This is a genomic window from Sediminibacillus halophilus, from assembly GCF_900103695.1.
Lineage (GTDB): Bacteria > Bacillota > Bacilli > Bacillales > Amphibacillaceae > Sediminibacillus > Sediminibacillus halophilus.
In genome coordinates this window covers 291,160-310,340 of record NZ_FNHF01000002.1, presented here as the reverse complement: position 1 = coordinate 310,340, position 19,181 = coordinate 291,160, and the positions used below count along the sequence as shown (strand labels likewise).

Annotated in this window: 13 protein-coding genes; 10 read left to right on the top strand and 3 right to left on the bottom strand. The window is 45.0% G+C overall.

All coding sequences use genetic code 11. From position 1 onward, the window contains the following. The first annotated feature begins 212 nt into the window (after window positions 1-212). Window positions 213-1,412, top strand: coding sequence for a PDZ domain-containing protein (locus tag BLR82_RS08505; protein ID WP_074598580.1), 1,200 nt, complete (start codon window positions 213-215; stop codon window positions 1,410-1,412). A gap of 272 nt (window positions 1,413-1,684) precedes the next feature. Here BLR82_RS08505 and BLR82_RS08500 read toward each other — a convergent pair whose 3' ends face one another. Continuing rightward, window positions 1,685-4,876 carry a DEAD/DEAH box helicase gene (locus BLR82_RS08500; RefSeq protein WP_074598579.1) on the bottom strand — a complete coding sequence of 1,064 codons (3,192 nt, stop codon included), beginning with the start codon at window positions 4,874-4,876 and terminating at the stop codon, window positions 1,685-1,687. 175 nt (window positions 4,877-5,051) lie between these two features. Here BLR82_RS08500 and BLR82_RS08495 point away from each other — a divergent pair, with 175 nt between their 5' ends. The 5 genes from BLR82_RS08495 to BLR82_RS08480 all read left to right on the top strand — a co-directional run bounded on the left by BLR82_RS08495 (window position 5,052) and on the right by BLR82_RS08480 (window position 10,271). Next, a complete protein-coding gene (locus BLR82_RS08495) occupies window positions 5,052-5,612 on the top strand; it encodes a DEAD/DEAH box helicase family protein (RefSeq protein WP_074598578.1) in 561 nt (186 codons plus the stop codon). A 250-nt stretch (window positions 5,613-5,862) separates the two neighbouring features. After that, window positions 5,863-7,452, top strand: coding sequence for a peptide chain release factor 3 (locus BLR82_RS08490; RefSeq protein ID WP_074598577.1), 1,590 nt, complete (start codon window positions 5,863-5,865; stop codon window positions 7,450-7,452). A gap of 626 nt (window positions 7,453-8,078) precedes the next feature. Then, complete coding sequence (locus BLR82_RS21295) at window positions 8,079-8,552, top strand: reverse transcriptase family protein (RefSeq protein ID WP_245693717.1); 474 nt, start codon at window positions 8,079-8,081, stop codon at window positions 8,550-8,552. Beyond that, window positions 8,470-9,381 carry a reverse transcriptase domain-containing protein gene (locus BLR82_RS08485; RefSeq protein WP_342721370.1) on the top strand — a complete coding sequence of 304 codons (912 nt, stop codon included), beginning with the start codon at window positions 8,470-8,472 and terminating at the stop codon, window positions 9,379-9,381. The genes BLR82_RS21295 and BLR82_RS08485 overlap by 83 nt, the downstream gene beginning before the upstream one ends. Window positions 9,382-9,896: 515 nt before the next feature. Beyond that, window positions 9,897-10,271, top strand: a complete 375-nt coding sequence (locus tag BLR82_RS08480; RefSeq protein WP_074598576.1) for a VOC family protein — start codon at window positions 9,897-9,899, stop codon at window positions 10,269-10,271. Window positions 10,272-10,592: 321 nt separating this feature from the next. Here BLR82_RS08480 and BLR82_RS08475 read toward each other — a convergent pair whose 3' ends face one another. Beyond that, window positions 10,593-11,375, bottom strand: a complete 783-nt coding sequence (locus BLR82_RS08475; protein ID WP_074598575.1) for a FixH family protein — start codon at window positions 11,373-11,375, stop codon at window positions 10,593-10,595. A 287-nt stretch (window positions 11,376-11,662) separates the two neighbouring features. Here BLR82_RS08475 and uvrB point away from each other — a divergent pair, with 287 nt between their 5' ends. Further along, window positions 11,663-13,645, top strand: coding sequence for an excinuclease ABC subunit UvrB (gene uvrB / locus BLR82_RS08470; protein ID WP_074598574.1), 1,983 nt, complete (start codon window positions 11,663-11,665; stop codon window positions 13,643-13,645). A 7-nt stretch (window positions 13,646-13,652) separates the two neighbouring features. Beyond that, window positions 13,653-16,529, top strand: coding sequence for an excinuclease ABC subunit UvrA (gene uvrA / locus BLR82_RS08465; protein WP_074598573.1), 2,877 nt, complete (start codon window positions 13,653-13,655; stop codon window positions 16,527-16,529). A 62-nt stretch (window positions 16,530-16,591) separates the two neighbouring features. On the opposite strand, the gene cypC is transcribed toward uvrA, so the two are convergent. After that, window positions 16,592-17,848: a CYP152 family fatty-acid peroxygenase CypC gene (gene cypC, locus BLR82_RS08460; protein WP_074598572.1), complete on the bottom strand. Its 1,257-nt coding sequence runs from the start codon at window positions 17,846-17,848 to the stop codon at window positions 16,592-16,594. Window positions 17,849-18,131: 283 nt separating this feature from the next. Between cypC and BLR82_RS08455 the strand changes: the two genes are divergently transcribed. Beyond that, the gene (locus BLR82_RS08455) at window positions 18,132-18,485 is read left to right on the top strand and encodes a YojF family protein (RefSeq protein WP_026570942.1); all 354 of its coding nucleotides are present in this window, start codon (window positions 18,132-18,134) and stop codon (window positions 18,483-18,485) included. A gap of 19 nt (window positions 18,486-18,504) precedes the next feature. Continuing rightward, window positions 18,505-19,173, top strand: coding sequence for a bacillithiol biosynthesis deacetylase BshB2 (bshB2, locus tag BLR82_RS08450; RefSeq protein WP_074599060.1), 669 nt, complete (start codon window positions 18,505-18,507; stop codon window positions 19,171-19,173). Window positions 19,174-19,181: the final 8 nt, after the last annotated feature.

The following is a 19,181-nucleotide window of genomic DNA, read 5'->3' as shown; positions in this document are numbered from 1 at the left end:
TCCCCCACTGATTTAGAGTGGTAAAGCGCTAATAAGGTGGGGGACTGACCCCAGCAATTATCTTTCTTATTCGATCTGCTATTTCTTTATTGGTTTGTCAGATTCTATCAGTGATTCTTAATATTGCTGTCTTACAGGCTTTTCCCTATGCTATAATATACGTACTATATTTGACACGGTATGTTTGTGAATAGAGTGGGGAGGGTTATAGCATGGCACTGGATACATGGTTGATAGAGTTAGCAATGGGAGTCGGGAAGCTGTTTTTAAATCCACTGCTGTACTGGTCGGTAATCTTATTATTGCTGGCTTCGACCCGACGAATTAAGCAAGAACGAAGCCAGTTTGGTTTGAAAGTTTTCGATGTCTTCTCTGAAGCAAAAAATACATGGTCTGTCAGTTTGATTGGCGGAATCCTGCTCTCTCTAGCTGCAGTGGGTGGCGGCATTGTCTTCAGTTATCCGGTCCTCCTGTTGGTGTCAGCGATGATGATCCTGCTATCAATTTCAGGACGATTCACCCTGCTATCAGCTGCATATACTTTTGGATTTAGTTACTTGATTTTGTTAATTGCTCCACCTTTGATAGCAGAATATACTGATTTAGCTTGGACGATGGATTTACAGTCACTAAATTTCACTGGACTTGCCTTGCTGCTCTCTGCTTTTTTGCTCATAGAAGCCCTGTTATTTTTGCGGATTACAAGTAGAGCTACATACCCGGAACTAGTAAAAGGAAATCGAGGAAAATGGGTGGGTCGCCATCGACTCAAAAAAATGGCGGTCATTCCGTTCTTCACCTTGGTACCCTCGGGCATAATCGAGCCATTTGCGGACTGGTGGCCGGTGTTACATATCCAGGGAGAAAGCTTCGGCTTGATTCTTCTGCCGCTGTTGACTGGCCTTGAACAAGTGGTCAAGGGAACAAAACCAGTGCATGCTGCCAAAAGAATCGGCAGATCCGTCCTTATCCTGGCATTTTTAACTTTGGGACTTGCCATCGGCAGTTATTTTGAACCGTTTCTATCACTTGCTGCTTTTGGAGTAGCTTTAATCGGCAGAGAATGGATATCCTTTCGGTTTAGGGAAATGGACAAGCAGGAGCAGCCTTTCTTTCATCCATCTGAAAAAGGGCTGCTGATTCTGGGGATTATCCCTGGTACGCCAGCAGATCAGCTCGGCATGCTTGTCGGGGAAACAATCGAACGGGCAAACGGACAACAAATCAGAAATGAACAGGAGTTTTATAGTGCACTACAGCGAAATAGTGCATTTTGCAAATTAGAAGTACGCGATGAAAGAGGAGAGATTCGGTTTTTACAACGTGCGATGTATCAGGGTGATCCGCATGAACTCGGCATTTTATTTGCCAAAGAAGAATACCGTTTACGCAATCAGGAAAAGTCCGGTTAATTTAATTTTCGTAAAAAAGAGGTACTCATCCGAGTACCTCTTAATTTATCTTACAAAGATATGGACTTTGTTTATTCTATAACTACGATATACCTCCAGAAGAGAGTTAGCTCTAGGAAGCTCACCAGTCGCCCGCGGAAAGTGGAAGGGGTTTCCGCAGCGTTGGACTACACCATTTCTCTGCAAGCACAGTGTACGTAAGAGAATTTTGCATCTATAATGAGTTACCATGCCCAATAAAGTCCCCAGGCTTTGAACAGCCTGGGGAATCCTTATACTTTCATCTGCAGCAGCTCACGTAGTTCTTGTTCCGACAGCTTCGATAGCATCGTTTCTCCAGGCTGGATGATTTGATCCACGAGTTCACGCTTTTTCTGCTGTAGTTCGAATATTTTCTCCTCAATTGTACCTTCTGTTATCAAACGGATGACCTGAACTACTTTTTTCTGCCCGATCCGATGCGCTCGGCCTGCTGCTTGTTCTTCTACCGCCGGGTTCCACCATAAGTCGTACAAGATGACGGTATCTGCACCGGTAAGGTTCAGGCCGGTTCCGCCTGCTTTAAGGGAAATCAGGAAAATGGTCTTTTCCCCGTTATTAAACCGTTCCACCATTTCCATCCGCTTTAAAGACGGGGTCGAACCATCGAGGCAAAACACATCAATTCCTTGTTCGGTAAGTTTTTGTTCAATAATGCCCAACATCGAGGAGAATTGGGAAAATACCAGCGCTCGTTTTCCGCTCTCCTGCAACTCTCGAACTGTTTCCAGCAGTTGTTCCAGCTTCCCGGATTTTCCATTATAATTATCGAGGAACAGGGCGGGATGACAGCAGATTTGGCGCAGCCTTGTCAGACCGGCCAATATTTCCAGCTTTCCTTTATCAAACCCTTTTTCTTCGATTGTTTCGGCGACCTGCTGCTGCATTTTTTCCAGATAAACCAAGTATACCTGTTTTTGCTGCTTGGTAAGATCAGAATATTGCACTGTTTCAATCTTGTCAGGAAGCTCCTCAAGAACATCTGTTTTTAACCGGCGTAAAATAAAAGGCCTGGTGATGCGAGCGATGTAATCGTGTTCCAGGTTAAGGAATGCCTTCTTATTTACGAACAATCCGGGCGAAATGGTATGGAAAATCGCCCACAATTCTTCCAGAGAATTTTCGATCGGTGTACCACTGAGGGCAAACCGTTTTCCGGCTTGAATCATCCGTGTAGCTTTGGCGGTTTGTGTCAAATGATTTTTAATCGCCTGTGCTTCATCCAATATAAAGTGATCGAACACTGTTTCTTCATAAAAACCAGTATCCTTGCGCAGCAATGGATAAGAAGTCACATAGACATCTGCGGCACTGTTTGTATTGATTATTTCCCTGCGTTGCTGTTTTGTACCGGCAATCACTGCCACATGGAGAGAAGGGGCGAATTTCTCGAACTCCTTCTGCCAGTTATATAGCAGGGAGGCGGGAGCTACAACGAGACTTTTCATCGTTCCGTTGGTTTCTTTTTCCGATAACAGATACGTGATTGTCTGGATGGTTTTTCCCAATCCCATATCATCTGCCAATATGCCGCCGAGGTGATAGTGGCTTAAGGTTTTAAACCACCGATAACCAGTCAGCTGGTAGTCGCGCAATTCTGCATCCAATTTTTCCGGCAGCGGAAAGTCAAGATTTCCCGGGTTTTTCAGCTGAGTGAGCAACTGTTGAAAAGTTTCGCCATATTCAGCATGGTCATCATCCAAGGCCTCCTCAATTTGAAAACTCCGGGCCATAGGAACTTGGATTTTGCCGTCCTCGACCTGGCTTTTTTGAAGCTGGAGTTTGTCCGCCAGCTGACGGAAAGAATCAAATGACTCATCTTCCAAAGAGACAAGTGCTCCTTCCGGAATTCGGTAATAACGCCGTTTCTCGATCAACGCCTGCATCAATTGCTGGACTTCCTCGGCAGAAATCCCGTCGATATCAAATTGGATATCAAGCATTCCTTCAAGTCGATTGACTTCAACAGAACTGGACATAACCGGCTCACTTGTATTGATCAATGTCTTCACCGTGGAAGAAACGTATACATCGGCCATCTCTTTTAGCTGTGGAAGTGTTTCCTGCAGGAAGTGATAGATGGCATCGGTTTTAAATAATTGATACATATTGTTTAAATAGACAAATTCCGCTTTTTCCAGCAGGCTGATCAACGCCAACTCTTTATTGGCTTCCCGTTTGATTACCTTTTCTGACAGTCGGTCTTCCTGATAAGGATAAACGATGTCCTCGCCATAGTGGAATTCCAGCTTTAATTGAAGTGAATCAGAAACTTCTTCCAGATACACTTTCGGCCGCAGTGGGCTGGTCGTAATCGCATTTTTGGTTTTTTCTGCATAATGGACCCGTCCGATTTTTTCCAGTTGGGGAATGACATTGCTGACGAATGAACTCATCTCTCTGCCGGCGATTTGTTGTTGTTTATCCGTCCTGTATGGAAGCAGGGCATACAGCTGGTCCATGATTTTATGTTGCTCCTTGTCGAGCAGGTAAAAGGTCCCGTCAGAAAATAGGCAGCCGTAATGCTGAAAGTACATATAATTAGCCAAATCGGAAATATCGATTTGAAAGGCTTCCTCGGCCTGTTTGTCTAGTTGGAAGCGGACAGGCTGAACGTTTTGCTCCACTTCGATCGGCATTTTCTCTTCTCTTACCTGATAATAACTGTCTGTCTCAGCCAACAACAGGAGCATTTCCCCAGCGGAAGCCGGCGGCAGTATAATCGATCGCTTATCAGCCAGAGGATTGGAAAAAGAATTTTCGTATAAGGTCTCATTATCATAGGCATCGATCAACTGGTCGATAACTGGTTGATCTTGCTTCCGGAATATGTGGCTTCCCGGCTGATAGGTGAAAGAAGGCGTTACTTTATAAGGAACCCCTCTCTTAATATGGGACAACAGTTCGCGGATGTCTTTGATGACATAGGTTCTGGAGGTGCCTAGTCTCACTTCTGCTTCAAGAAAAAACGTTGAATTATGCGGATTCACCCTGCTTTGCAGGATGTATTCTACCTGCAACAGCTGCTTTTGTTTCGGCGCTCTTTCAGTGAAAGCATCGATCATTCTTGAAGAAAAATCAAAATCAACTTGTTCAGCCACGAAATCGTCCTGGCCGGATTCGGTACGTACTTTACTCCAGGACTCCTTGCTGATTGCCAGCAAGACAGCGGCTATGTGCTTACAGGTATAATGCGTGGCATAGGCCTGACAGTCGCAGCTTCCTTCCAAATCATCATCGTCAAAAAAGAAAATACGGACACTATACGTTTCTGTGCCGCGGACCTGGCCGCGCCAGGCATTGATCGTCGGATTGTAGGTAATTCCGTGCACCCGGCCTTTCTGATAATAGTCCAATCCTCTTTTATAAAAACGTTCGCCGGTGATTTTCACGATGTCTTGTTTGTCTAAAAAAAACGTTCGCAACTCTATCTCATCCCTTGTTGAAAAACATAGTCATCTCTCTATTATAACAGAGGCTGCAAGTTGAGCGATGAAGTATCGTAGAGAAAATCCACCAAATTCATGCAAGGAATCCAGGCAGATTTATGGTAGCATTAGAAAAAAACAAACCAGCAGCATCAACCAAGGGGGAGAGGGCATGAAATTCATTCTACTGTATGGACCGCAGGCAGTCGGGAAAATGACTGTGGGGCAGGAACTCGAAAAACTGACTGGATTGAAGTTGTTTCATAATCATATGACTATCGAGCTGGTCAATCAATTTTTTGATTTTGACTCGGAGTCGTTCCAGCGTCTTGTCAATATGTTCCGTCACGAAATTTTTGAAGAAGTTTCAAAAAGTGAATTGTCCGGTCTGATTTTCACTTATGTTTGGGCGTTCGATCAGCAGGAGGACTGGGATTTTGTCGAGAAAATCTGCGAAATATTCGAATCAAAAGGAGCAGAAATCATATTTGTGGAACTGGAATCGCCCTTGGCGACAAGGTTGGAGCGGAATTTAACCCCGCACCGTCTGGCACTAAAGCCGACGAAGCGTAACTTGGAACAGTCAGAGAGCAATTTGCGTATTACACACGAACAGCATCGGTTGAACTCCAGACCTGGTGAAATCAACCGGAAATCCTACCTGCGAATCGATAATTCGGAACTGACAGCACAACAAACGGCTTTGTTGATCAAGGATGCGTTCGGTTTATAACGAGCGGCTTGCGTAGGTTAGTGAATTAATTGCAATTTTCTGGTTGATAAACAGCAGTCAAATTAGCTATGATAGTATAGGATTAAAATTTTCCTCCCAAAGGGGAGGAGTTTGCTCGAAGCAGAGATTTTGACGCACCTGTTAAGCTGGCAGGTGCATTTTAGATAAAGGAGAATCATCCAATGTAAAAATAAATCCCTTGCTGAACAGAAACTTTATATCAATTACTTTATAAGAAAGGGATTTTTATATGTCGATTAAAGAAGAAGTGAACAAGCGGAAGACCTTTGCGATTATTTCCCACCCCGATGCCGGAAAAACAACGTTAACCGAGAAGCTATTGTTATTCGGTAACCTGATTCGGTCGGCGGGCACAGTAAAAGGGAAAAAGTCGGGAAAATTTGCAACATCGGACTGGATGGAAATTGAGAAACAGCGTGGAATTTCGGTTACATCCAGTGTCATGAATTTTCCTTATAAAGGGCATCAAGTGAATATTTTGGATACCCCTGGTCACGAGGACTTCAGTGAAGATACGTACCGGACGTTGACTGCTGTCGACAGTGTGGTAATGATTATTGATGCAACCAAAGGAATCGAGGCGCAGACGATCAAACTGTTTAAGGTTTGCCGGATGCGCGGAATTCCGATTTTTACTTTCATCAATAAGCTGGACCGGGAAGGTCGTGAACCGCTCGAATTAATGGAAGAAATTGAGGAAGTACTCGATATCGAAACCTATCCCATGAACTGGCCGGTAGGAATGGGAAAGCGGTTCTTAGGTATATTTGACCGGCATGGTGAGCAATTTGTCCGGTTTAACGGCAATGAAGAGGAAAGTTATATTCCGTATGCAGACCTCGACAAACCGGAATATGCAGACTTGGTAAATGATGCAACCTATAAAGAAACGGAAGATGAACTTGCGCTTCTTGACGAAGCAGGCGATCAGTTTTCGCTTGATGCAGTATTGCGCGGGGAGCAGACTCCGATTTTCTTCGGAAGCGCGCTTGCGCCGTTTGGGGTACAGACCTTTTTTGATACCTTCATTTCCATGGCACCGGCTCCGACGGCAAGAAAGTCGACGGAAGGATTGGTGAGCCCCGATAATCCGGACTTTTCCGGTTTTGTTTTCAAGATCCAGGCAAACATGAATCCGGCCCACCGTGACCGGGTCGCCTTTCTGCGTGTTTGCTCCGGAAAATTTGAGCGGGGGATGAGCGTAAAACTTGCAAGGACTGATAAGCCAATTAAGCTGGCCCAATCCCAACAATTCGTCGCCTCTTCACGAGATACGGTTGAAGAGGCATATGCCGGAGATATTATCGGTATTTATGATCCGAACGCATACCGGATCGGCGATACGTTGATAGAAGGCAAGGAATCGTTTGAATATGATGAATTGCCGCAGTTCCCGCCTGAGCTGTTTAAAAAAGTGTCGGCCAAAAACGTCATGAAGGCGAAGCAGTTCAAGAAAGGCATCGAGCAGCTGGTTCAGGAAGGTGCGATTCAGTTATTTCGTGGCACCAATGACGAATCCTATATCATCGGGGCAGTCGGTGAACTGCAGTATGAAGTGTTCGAATACCGCATGAAAAATGAGTACAACGTCGAGGTCATGCTGGAGTCTATTGGAGAGCGGATTCCACGCTGGCTCAAGGAAGAGCAGGTTGACCGTTCGATGTTCGATGAACGCAACCTGCTTGTCAAAGACCGCGAAGGAGCGTACCTCGCCTTGTTCAAAAACGATTTTTCGCTGCGCTGGTTCCATGACAAACACCAGGATATCGAACTCATTGATTTGTTTGAAGTGAACCAGTACGATCAAAGCTATCAATAAACGAGAGAATAAAATAGGAGAGACTGGGACATAAGCATCGTGCCCAATAGTAAAGCCGAACGAATAACCAATTCGTTCGGCTTTTTTGTAAGAAGCGTGCCCAGCACGCTATTAATTGCTTACTGGTGAAAGTCCAGTCTGAGTAAGTGCCAAGACGCTCAGTAGCTGACAGGCGACTGGTGGAGAAATCCTAAGGTTGAAGCCCTGTGACAAAGTAACTCCTTTCGGAGTGCGAGCAACTTAACAGGTTGTAACATGAAGTGAATCTTGCAGCCTCGTCAATTAAATCCCTCTTCGGAGGAACAAGGGAAGTCGAGCCTCTTTCTTATGGACGAAGACCATAGAAGGTGCGTAGAACTTGGAGTACAGCACTGAAGAATCCCTCGGGGGTATGGAGAGCGACATGTTAAGACAGTAATTAATGGAACTGGGGATCCCCTCCTCGGTCACTTCGAAAGAAGTAAAACAGATACCTATAAGCTGTCGGTGAAATGGTTGATGGACTGAGAGGGAGTCGGAGGGGGTCATAGTACCAATGAGGACAAGGACAACACCACATTGTCTAGGGAAGGACGGCACAAGCCAATACCCTACTTCGTTCATATGTTCAAAGGAGGTAAGAGTCAGTGAATGCCAAGAAAATGGCTAACTACGCCAGTAATGCAAAAGCTCAAGAACTCTGGAAAACATTATACCTTTGTGCCAAGGAAAGTGATACTCGTCGGTTTCATGCACTATATGATAAGATTTATCGCCCGGATATCTTGTGGGATGCATGGCAACGCGTGAAACGGAGAAAAGGAAGTGGAGGCGTAGATGAACAGACGCTGGAAGATATCATGGCTTATGGAGAGAAGAACTTTCTCAATGAGCTCTACTTAGAATTAAAAGATAAGAAATATCATCCACAACCAGTTCTTCGAACCTACATTCCAAAGGGTGATGGGAAGAAACAAAGACCATTAGGAATCCCGACAATTAAGGACCGAGTAGTTCAAATGGCAACGAAGCTTGTGATTGAACCTATATTTGAGGCGGACTTCCAAGAATGTTCCTTATGGCTTTCGTCCAAAACGAAATGCACACCAAGCCATCGCTAAAATACGTAAAGAGAGTAAGAAATCCTATTGGGTATTGGACGTCGATATCCAAGGGTTCTTTGACAATATCAATCAAGATAAGTTAATGAAACTTCTTGAACAGCGTATTAGTGATAGAAGAGTGCTAAAGCTTATTCGAAAATGGTTAAAAGCTGGAATTATGGAAGAAGGAAAGCTTAGAAACTCCATAACTGGTACACCGCAAGGTGGAGTTATCTCGCCACTTCTCGCGAACATCTATTTGAATACAATGGACACGTTATGGGAAAAGAAGTTCAGTCATTTAGGTAAACTTATTCGTTATGCGGATGACTTTGTGATTATCTGCAAGAGGAAACAAGAAGCACTGGAAAGTGCGCAAGTAATAAAGGCCATTATGAATAAACTTGACCTTACCATTCACAAGGAGAAATCGAGATTAGTGAATATATGGGATGACAAAGATGGATTTGATTTTCTTGGATTACATCACCGGAAGTTTCCCATCCGCAAGAAAGGTGGTCGTACATTCTATATCATGAACCACGTACCATCAAAGAAGGCCATGAAAAAGATGCGAACCAAAATCAAGGAATACACCGAACCACGCCATAAATTATTTATGGATATTCGTGATTTAGTGAAAGGATTGAACCGTAGACTTCAAGGTTTTAAGAACTACTATCAATTGTCCCCGATGGGAAAGAAGTGGTTAAATCGCATCGACTGGTATGTATTAACTCGTCTTAATCTGTTTAATAACAAGAAAAGAAATAGACGGAATAAACATGCCAAATTCCAAGATACTGCGGAAGAAGCTAAATACTTATTAGTGAAGTTGGCGAGTTAACACCGTAAAGCCAAAGGAAGAAGAACGTCGGAAAGCCGTATGAGGGAAAACCTCACGTACGGTTTGATGAGGGGGAACTGAAAGTAAAGAAGATAGCCGAAAGGCTACCCTCTAGAAATCAGTTCTCTACTCTACAAAGCAAACCGTTCTATCCAATCGTGCAACGCTCCACTCCGGCAAGGTGCTTTGCCCGCAGACACGGGTTCTGCTCGCACTCATCCCTCTGGAGTCAGCGTACCTTTCCTCCGTTGAATGGAGATAGTTTATCTTCTAATGTGATTTCCGTTTTATCTATTCCATTACCGGTAGAAAACTAATCCGCATGGAAACCAGGAGCACTTCTTTATCCTTTATTTACCTTTCTTCCTGTTTGTTCAGAGAAAAAGCCATTTCATTTGTAAAATCATAGAAATTAACTGGTATTTTACGTTAAAATAAATATCACAGAATGCGTTTTCAATCAATCTTTTACCCTATTCTATTTAGTTTTAGATGATGGAGAGGAGATGGTTACAATGGCAGAATTTCAGATTAAAAAACTAAATACGATCGTTGTCCCCGTAAAAGATTTAGAAAGGTCTATGACATTTTACAAAGATGTTTTACATCTATCACAAGATTTTGTGGAGAATGGGATGGCCTCTTATTCTGTCGGTTATGGAGAAGCAAAAGTCACGGTTCTATTACATCTTATCGATAAGCCAGAACCAGTTGAAAAAGGGATTGTTATCGAATTTGAAGTGGATAACCTGAACAAAACGGTCTCTGCCATAAGAGAGGCGGGAGGACAAATTGTCCAGGAACCGATCGACCGGGAATGGGGAGTGAAGGAGGCTGTCATTGCGGACCCCGATGGTTATAAAATATGGATGGTAGAGCCCTTAGCCTAGGTGGAAAGTGTGTGACGATACCTCGTTTTTAGAGTGGAGATAGGGGGAAGTATTGGTTCTTCTTTTTTGGCATCATCATTACGTTTATATTCGGCGGCGGGTGTTTGATTAAATTTCTGCGGGAAGGAAATGTTTATCTCCTAGACTTTAATGGAGGACTTCTTGGATTGATAGTGTTGACAATTGGGTTCTTCACCAAAGGAACGATAAAACCTAAGCACTCTATCCAATAAAGGAAATGAGTGAGGAAGGGTCCATTCCTTCGAGAAGAATGGACCCTCTTTAAGTGTGATGAAGTTTAGGAACTTTGCCACAATAAACTTACCCTTCTACCTCTAATGTGGTCTCTTCATGTGTATGCAAGTCCCCTTTTTTGACATGAATAGTGATTTCATGAGTCCCGTTATGTTCAAAGGTGACATTTCCTTCATAGATGCCGTTGTCCCCTTCTGTTAAATTTACCCATTGAGGATCCTCGTCTGGGTTATGGTAGATTTCCAGTGTGACATTGGCGCCATTCAACGGCTCATCATCTTGTTTTACGCTGACTGTCACTCCGATTTCTTCGTGGACCGTTAATGATTCCGGAGTATCCAGTTCGACAGCCAAACTGTCATGATGATGATGGGCACTGTCATCATCTCCTGTACTTTCCTCGTCCCCGTGACTATGATCTTCTTTGGTATCATCTGTATCGCTATCTTCTGCATTTCCGATTACAATCGACTTTTTTGGCATGATATGCATTTGTCGGGCGGTGACATGGGACTGAACAAAATAGGTTCCGTCCGTTTCAAAGGTTTTTTCTATTCCATAGACACCGTCTTCCTGGTATTCCGCTTCGATCATTTCACTGTCGTCCTTTGCGCCCTCCTGCCAAACTTCAAACTCCACCTCGTCGGCATCTCCGACGTTTTCTCCGCCCTGTGTGACTTTGGCGGTCATGCTGACGGCTTCACCGCTGTCCGCTTGTTCCGGCACTTGCAAATCTACCTCGAGTGGTTGTGGGTCGGCACTGTCATCGCCGGAACCCTGGTTGTCGGATTGTCCGCAGGCAGCAAGGCCAAAAAGCATGATAACAAGGAAAAATAAAATTCGTTTCATTTTAGAGCTTCATCCTTTCTCGCTACAAGAGCGCCTCTATTTCCGATTATAGGCAATTGCATGCTATCCTACAATGCTTGTAGATGACTACTTTGTGAACACTGCTCCAAGTCAATCATTTTTCTATAAACCTTTCATCGAACGTGTTAAACTGTCATCGTGCCGGCATCCGGCATTTATTAAAAGAAAAAACGCATAAGTCGAATGTTTGTTCGGTTTTGTGTTAAAATAGTAATACAATGTGATAAAATAGTTCAGGAATAGAAAGAACGGAGGTTGGTTCGATCGTGGAAAATAAATTCGACCTTGTTGCCCAGTATCAGCCTGAGGGAGATCAGCCAAGAGCAATAAACGAACTGGTAGAGGGTCTGAAAAAAGGGAAGAAGCATCAGACGCTTCTTGGAGCTACGGGTACAGGGAAAACATTCACGATGTCGAATGTCATTAAAGAAATCAATCGCCCGACGTTGGTGATTGCCCATAACAAAACACTCGCAGGTCAGCTTTACAGTGAATTCAAAGAATTTTTTCCGGATAATGCAGTAGAGTATTTCGTCAGTTATTATGATTACTATCAACCGGAAGCGTACGTTCCGTCGACGGATACGTTTATCGAAAAAGACGCGAGCATCAACGATGAAATCGATAAACTGCGCCACTCTGCAACATCTGCTTTGTTTGAACGCAATGATGTCCTGATTGTCGCCAGTGTATCGTGCATCTATGGTTTGGGTTCTCCGGAAGAATACCGCAGCCAGGTGCTTTCGCTCCGGACCGGGATGGAAAAAGACCGGGATCAACTGCTTCGTAATTTGGTCGATATCCAGTACGCCCGCAATGATATTGACTTCCAGCGCGGTACGTTCCGCGTCCGCGGGGATTCGGTGGAAATCATCCCGGCTTCCAGGGAAGAACATTGCTTGCGCATCGAGTTTTTTGGAGATGAAATAGACCGGATCCGGGAAGTCGATGCACTGACCGGCGAGATTATCGGCGACCGGGATCATATCGCGATTTTTCCGGCTTCCCACTTCGTGACTCGAGAAGAAAATTTGAAAAAAGCGATAAAAAATATCGAACAGGAACTTAACGAACGTGTGAAAGAGTTGAAGGACCAGAACAAGCTGCTGGAAGCCCAGCGCATCGAACAGCGGACCAATTATGATTTGGAAATGATGAATGAAATGGGCTTTTGTTCGGGAATCGAAAACTATTCCCGTCATTTGACTTTCCGTGAACCAGGCTCGACACCATATACACTAATCGATTATTTCCCGGATGACTTTCTGATCGTGGTGGACGAATCCCACGTGACCTTGCCGCAAATCCGCGGAATGTACAACGGGGACCAAGCGAGAAAACAAGTGTTGGTGGATCATGGCTTCCGATTGCCATCCGCAATGGACAACCGTCCGCTGACATTCAGCGAGTTTGAAAAGAAAATCAACCAGATGGTTTATGTATCGGCGACTCCAGGTCCTTACGAACTCGAACATACGCCGAAAATGACCGAGCAAATCATCCGGCCGACCGGCTTGTTGGATCCGGAAGTCGAAGTCCGCCCGATTGAAGGGCAGATCGACGATTTAATTGGAGAAATAAATCAGCGGGTCGATCGGAATGAACGCGTATTGGTAACCACGCTGACCAAAAAAATGTCCGAGGATTTAACCGATTATTTGAAGGAAATCGGCATCAAAGTCGCTTATTTGCATTCAGAAATTAAGACATTGGAAAGAATCGAGATTATCCGGGACCTGCGGGTGGGTAAATATGATGTATTAGTAGGAATCAACCTGCTTCGTGAAGGACTCGATATTCCCGAGGTCTCTCTGGTGACGATATTGGATGCGGACAAAGAAGGCTTCCTGCGCTCTGAGCGCTCCCTGATTCAGACAATGGGAAGAGCGGCACGTAACGAAAACGGACGTGTCATTATGTATGCCGATAAAATGACGGATTCGATGGAAAAGGCGATAGACGAAACCAACCGCCGTCGTGTTAAACAACAGGCTTATAATGAAGAACACGGCATTACACCGAAGACCATTAAGAAGGATGTCCGCGATGTGATCCGCGCCACTGTTGCAGCCGAAGATACAGAAGAATACAAGTCCGAACAACCAAAGCTGTCAGAGATGAGCAAGAAGGAACGGGAGAAAGTAATCGAGGATATGGAGAAAGAAATGAAACAGGCGGCAAGGGACCTGAACTTCGAACGGGCCGCCGAGTTGCGTGATTTGGTTTTGGAACTTAAAGCGGAAGGATGACCTAGGAATGGCAAAAAAAGCGATAACGATTAAAGGGGCACGCGCCCATAATTTAAAAAACGTGGATGTGGACATACCGAAAGAACAGTTAGTCGTGTTGACCGGACTGTCGGGTTCTGGGAAATCATCCTTGGCATTCGATACGATTTATGCGGAAGGCCAGCGCCGTTATGTCGAGTCACTTTCGGCCTATGCCCGCCAGTTTCTCGGCCAGATGGATAAACCGGATGTCGATGCGATAGAAGGACTGTCGCCGGCAATCTCGATTGATCAGAAAACAACCAGCAAAAATCCACGTTCAACGGTCGGCACCGTGACAGAGATTTATGATTATCTCCGTTTGCTGTTTGCCCGTGTCGGTCATCCGACTTGTCCGATTCATGGAATTGAAATAACGTCGCAAACGGTACAGCAAATGGTCGATCGGATTCTGGAATATCCGAAAAGAACCAAACTGCAAATCCTGGCCCCCGTTGTTTCTGGACGTAAAGGGGAACACGTAAAAGTGCTGGAGGATTTGAAAAAAGAAGGCTATATCCGGGTAAGGGTCGACGGGGATATGTTTGAGATCACCGATGAAATCAAGCTGGAAAAAAATAAAAAGCACTCGATCGAAGTGGTTGTCGATCGGATTGTTGTTAAAGAAGGAGTCTCCGGGCGTTTGTCGGACTCCTTGGAAACAGCTCTTGGGCTCGGCGACGGAAATGTTATTGTCGATGTTATCGGAGAAGAAGAGCTGCTGTTCAGTGAGCACCATGCTTGTCCTATTTGCGGGTTTTCCATCGGCGAATTGGAGCCGCGACTGTTTTCCTTCAATAGCCCGTTCGGTGCTTGTGAACGCTGTGACGGACTGGGTACTCAGTTGGAGGTCGATGTCGATCTTGTAATGCCCGACCGGAGTTTGACTTTGAGAGAAGGGGCGATTGCTGCCTGGGAACCAACGAGTTCACAATACTACCCTAAGCTGTTGGAAAGTGTCTGCAATCATTTCGGAATTGATATGGATGTACCGGTCAAACAGCTTCCAAAACGGCAGATGGACAAAATTTTGCACGGGAGCGGAAAAGAGAAAATCCATTTCCGGTATGAAAACGACTTTGGCAGAGTTAGGGAAAACGATATTTATTTTGAAGGGGTCTTGAAAAATATCGCTCGCAGGTACCGGGAAACGACATCTGATTTCATTCGTGAACAAATGGAAAAATACATGACCCAAAAGCCTTGTCCGAAGTGTGACGGCTACCGTCTTAAAGACGAAGCGCTGGCTGTTCTGGTCAATGGTCTGCATGTCGGCAAGGTAACGGAAATGTCGGTCACCGAAGCTTTCCAATTTTTTGAGACAGTCGAATTGTCTCAAAAAGAAGAGCAAATCGCGAGGATGATCTTAAAGGAAATTTGCGACAGACTTACCTTCCTGAACAATGTGGGGCTCGATTATTTGACGCTGGCGCGTTCTGCCGGCACTTTGTCCGGTGGGGAAGCACAGCGGATACGGCTGGCGACCCAAATTGGCTCTGCACTGACAGGTGTGCTTTATGTATTGGATGAGCCATCGATTGGTCTGCATCAGCGTGACAACGATCGTTTGATCGGTACCTTGAAACGGATGCGTGACCTTGGCAACACGCTGATTGTGGTCGAACATGATGAAGATACCATGTATGCCGCAGACTGGCTGATCGATATCGGACCGGGTGCGGGAGAGCACGGCGGCCAAATCGTTTCTAGCGGGACGCCGAAGCAGGTAATGAAGGATAAGAACTCTTTGACCGGTCAATATTTGTCCGGGAAAAAGTTCATTCCGCTCCCACAGGAACGCAGAAAACCCGATGATCGGGCAATTGAGGTTCTAGGAGCAGAGGAAAACAATCTGAAGAAAGTGGATGCAAAAATTCCACTCGGCTTGTTTACCGCGGTAACTGGTGTATCTGGTTCCGGCAAAAGTACGCTGATCAATGAAATATTGCATAAATCCCTTTCGATGCAGCTACATCGGGGCAAACAAAAACCCGGCAAGCATAAAACGATCAAAGGAATCGAACATCTGGACAAAGTGATTGATATCGACCAGTCTCCGATCGGCAGGACACCGCGTTCCAACCCGGCGACATATACAGGTGTTTTCGATGATATCCGTGATGTTTTCGCCCAGACGAACGAAGCAAAAATCCGCGGGTATAAAAAAGGCCGGTTCAGCTTTAATGTGAAAGGCGGTCGTTGCGAAGCTTGCCGAGGCGATGGAATCATCAAAATCGAAATGCACTTTTTACCGGATGTTTACGTGCCTTGCGAAGTATGTCATGGAAAACGGTATAATCGTGAGACGTTGGAAGTGAAGTACAAAGGAAAAAATATCGCCGACGTATTGGACATGACCATTGAGGAGTCGCTTGATTTCTTCGCCAATATCCCGAAAATTCAGCGCAAGCTGCAGACCATATTCGATGTCGGTCTCGGCTATGTCCGGCTTGGACAGCCAGCGACCACCTTATCAGGCGGCGAGGCACAGCGTGTCAAGCTGGCCAGCGAACTTCACCGTCGCTCAAATGGCAAGTCCTTTTATATTTTGGACGAGCCGACAACCGGTTTGCATGTGGATGATATATCCAGGCTGTTGGAAGTGCTGCAACGATTGGTCAACAATGGAGACACCGTACTGATCATCGAGCATAACCTTGATGTCATCAAGGCGGCAGACAACATTATTGACCTTGGACCGGAAGGCGGCGATCGGGGTGGCCAGATCATCGCTACTGGAACACCGGAACAAGTAGCAGACTCACCACAATCCTATACAGGAAAATACCTGAAACCGATTTTGGAAAGAGATCGTCAACGTATGGCTGATAAAGTCAAGCAACAAGAAAAAGTAGGTTCCAAGTAACAGGAAAACAAAACCGTCTCCGTAAAGAGACGGTTTTATACTATTTAGGTAGGATTAGATAGTCACACTTTTTCAACCTTACTAAGCTTTATGCCGCTTTTTGGGATGCTTGGCATCGATACCATACTGAAGCTTAAATCCTGCAGTGGGACATGATAATCCAGTCTATTAACCAGATAATCAAGCACCACCTTCATTACTTGGATAGTCACCCACTCCCCTGCACAACGATGGCCAAGGTAATGATTCCCTCCTCCTTGGGGGATGAAGTCAAAAGGGCTTCCCTCCCAATCAGTGAAACGCTCGGGATAAAACTTGTCGGGATTTTCCCATAAATGAACATCATGGTTTGTCCCGTATAGATCAAGAAGTGTCAGCATTCCTTTTTTAAAATGGTATCCTCTCCACGTGAAGTCTTCCTTTACTCGTGCTCCGGCAAAAGGGAAAAACGGATAATAACGCCTTACTTCCTGTACAAACAGCTGATAGTATTCGCCCTCGGATTCTTCCAGTTTGTATTTTTGTTCAGGAAACTGATGAAGGGCAAGAGTGGTAAAGCTGATATAAATGGCGATCGCTACAATAGGCCGGATAATATTAAGCAATTCAACCGCTGCTACATCCGGTTCCAATAACTTTCCTTGTAAGTCTCTATGCCAAGCGATGGTGTATAATGCCGTATCTTCCTCTGGATTCCTCTCTTTGTTTCTCACTTGAGCAATTAAATCCTTCATCCAATTTTCCGAACGTTTCCGGGCGTTCTTCCCTTTACGGTACTGGACTCCCATGGAGACGGAGGATTCGATGAGGGTACCTAAATCCTTCGCCCGTTTATCCAGTTCACTTGCCCATAGCGGAATCCCTGCCCATTCACAAGCCACCCGGGTCATCAATTTTTTTGCCTCTTCATACATCACCATACTGCTTTCCTTTTCCCAGTCAGTTGTCATTAAATCGAGGTGTTTGTACGTAATAGTGTGAAGAAGCTCCAACTGTTCCGGTTCCATCAACGACATAAACATTTGTTTTCGATGACGGTGTTCCTTGCCGTCTAACGTTTGTACTCCCTTTTCTCCAAACAGCGTCTTTTGAACCCGTTTTGGTGCTGCACTGCTCCTTTTAAATTTCGTTTCATCATAAAAAATTTCGGCTGCCTCTTTTCCTCCCATACATACCGCTCTCTGTCCAAGTAAACGAGTTGCAAATAGATCTTGCTGAAAACTATGACGTCTGTTCGGAATGAACATGTAACCTTCCCGCAGTAAATCCAAGCTATGGTCGATACCGGTCTCTTTAGGGATTGTTTTTTGGAGTGCCATTGTTACACCTTCTTTCTTGAGTTTCTCTTTATCTTGACTTCTATTACCCTTCTTTCCTTTACGACTGGTTCTAAACATTTGATGCAATGGACTGCCGGAGTATTCTTTGTTTTCTGAAGCAAAGAGACTTATTCCGGAAACTTCAGAGGCGCTCCGGTCTTACTGGAGTCCACCTGTTCTGCTTGTCTTGGCAGATAAAGTGCGCGAAGATTAATACTTTGACGCCTTAGACGATTTTGGGTAAGGTAAAAATAGTATTAGGTGAAGGAAGGGAAAGTGGGAAATGGAACCTATTCATATAGAAGAAGTACAAAAACAACTGGATCGGCTTGCTAATAAAGAGGTTTATGTTCACCTGGAAACGACCAACGGTGCCTATGCCAGCCATTTTAATGAAAATGCCTATAATGTCGGGGCGTTTATCCGTAATGCAAAAGTGAATTATCTGCATGGGAAAATTGTCGGCGACAATGGTACATACCGCGTCGGTTTAAAACTGGATATCGGCTGGGTTTATGCAGAAGGAGTCAATCAATGGGAGCTCGATGAGCAAGATAGACTTTTGATGGCCGGCCATGATCGGGAAGGCCGATTAATGGTCGCACTGGAAATCAGTGAACAACCGTTTAAAAATTAGTTAGGGAGAGATGATCGATTTGGAAAAACACGTTGTAGTCATATATCCGCATCCTGATGACGAAGCATTCGGTGCGTCCGGTACCATCACCCAGTTCAGGCAAAAAGGCATTCCGGTAACGTATTTATGCGGTACACTCGGAGAAATGGGGCGTAACATGGGCAATCCGACCTTTGCCAACCGGGAAACCTTGTCCGATTTTCGCAAAAAAGAATTGATCGATGCTTGCAAGGTAATGGATGTCGAGCTGCGTATGCTCGGTTATCGGGATAAGACACTGGAATTTGAGTCCCGTGATGAAATCGCACAACATTTGAAAAAAATATTGGAGGAAATCGAGCCAAGTCTCGTGATCACTCACTTTCCGGGTCATGCCGTCCATCCTGACCATAATGCAATGGGAGCCGCGGCAATAGAGGCGGTCCGGTTGATGAATCCGGATAGCCGTCCAAAAGTATGGGCTCAGGCAATTAGCCATGATCATGTGAAACTTTTTGGAGAGCCGGACGTAATAAATAATGTAAAACCTGTTTTCGATCAAAAGATGAGAACGATCATGGCTCATCGTTCCCAGGCACAAGGAGTCTTAGGCAGCATGAATGGAAATGCCGAATCTGCTGCCAATATGGAGGAAGTTGCCAAGGAGCGGCTGGGCTACGAAAGTTTTTACACATGGAAATTTGATTGAGGATAGGA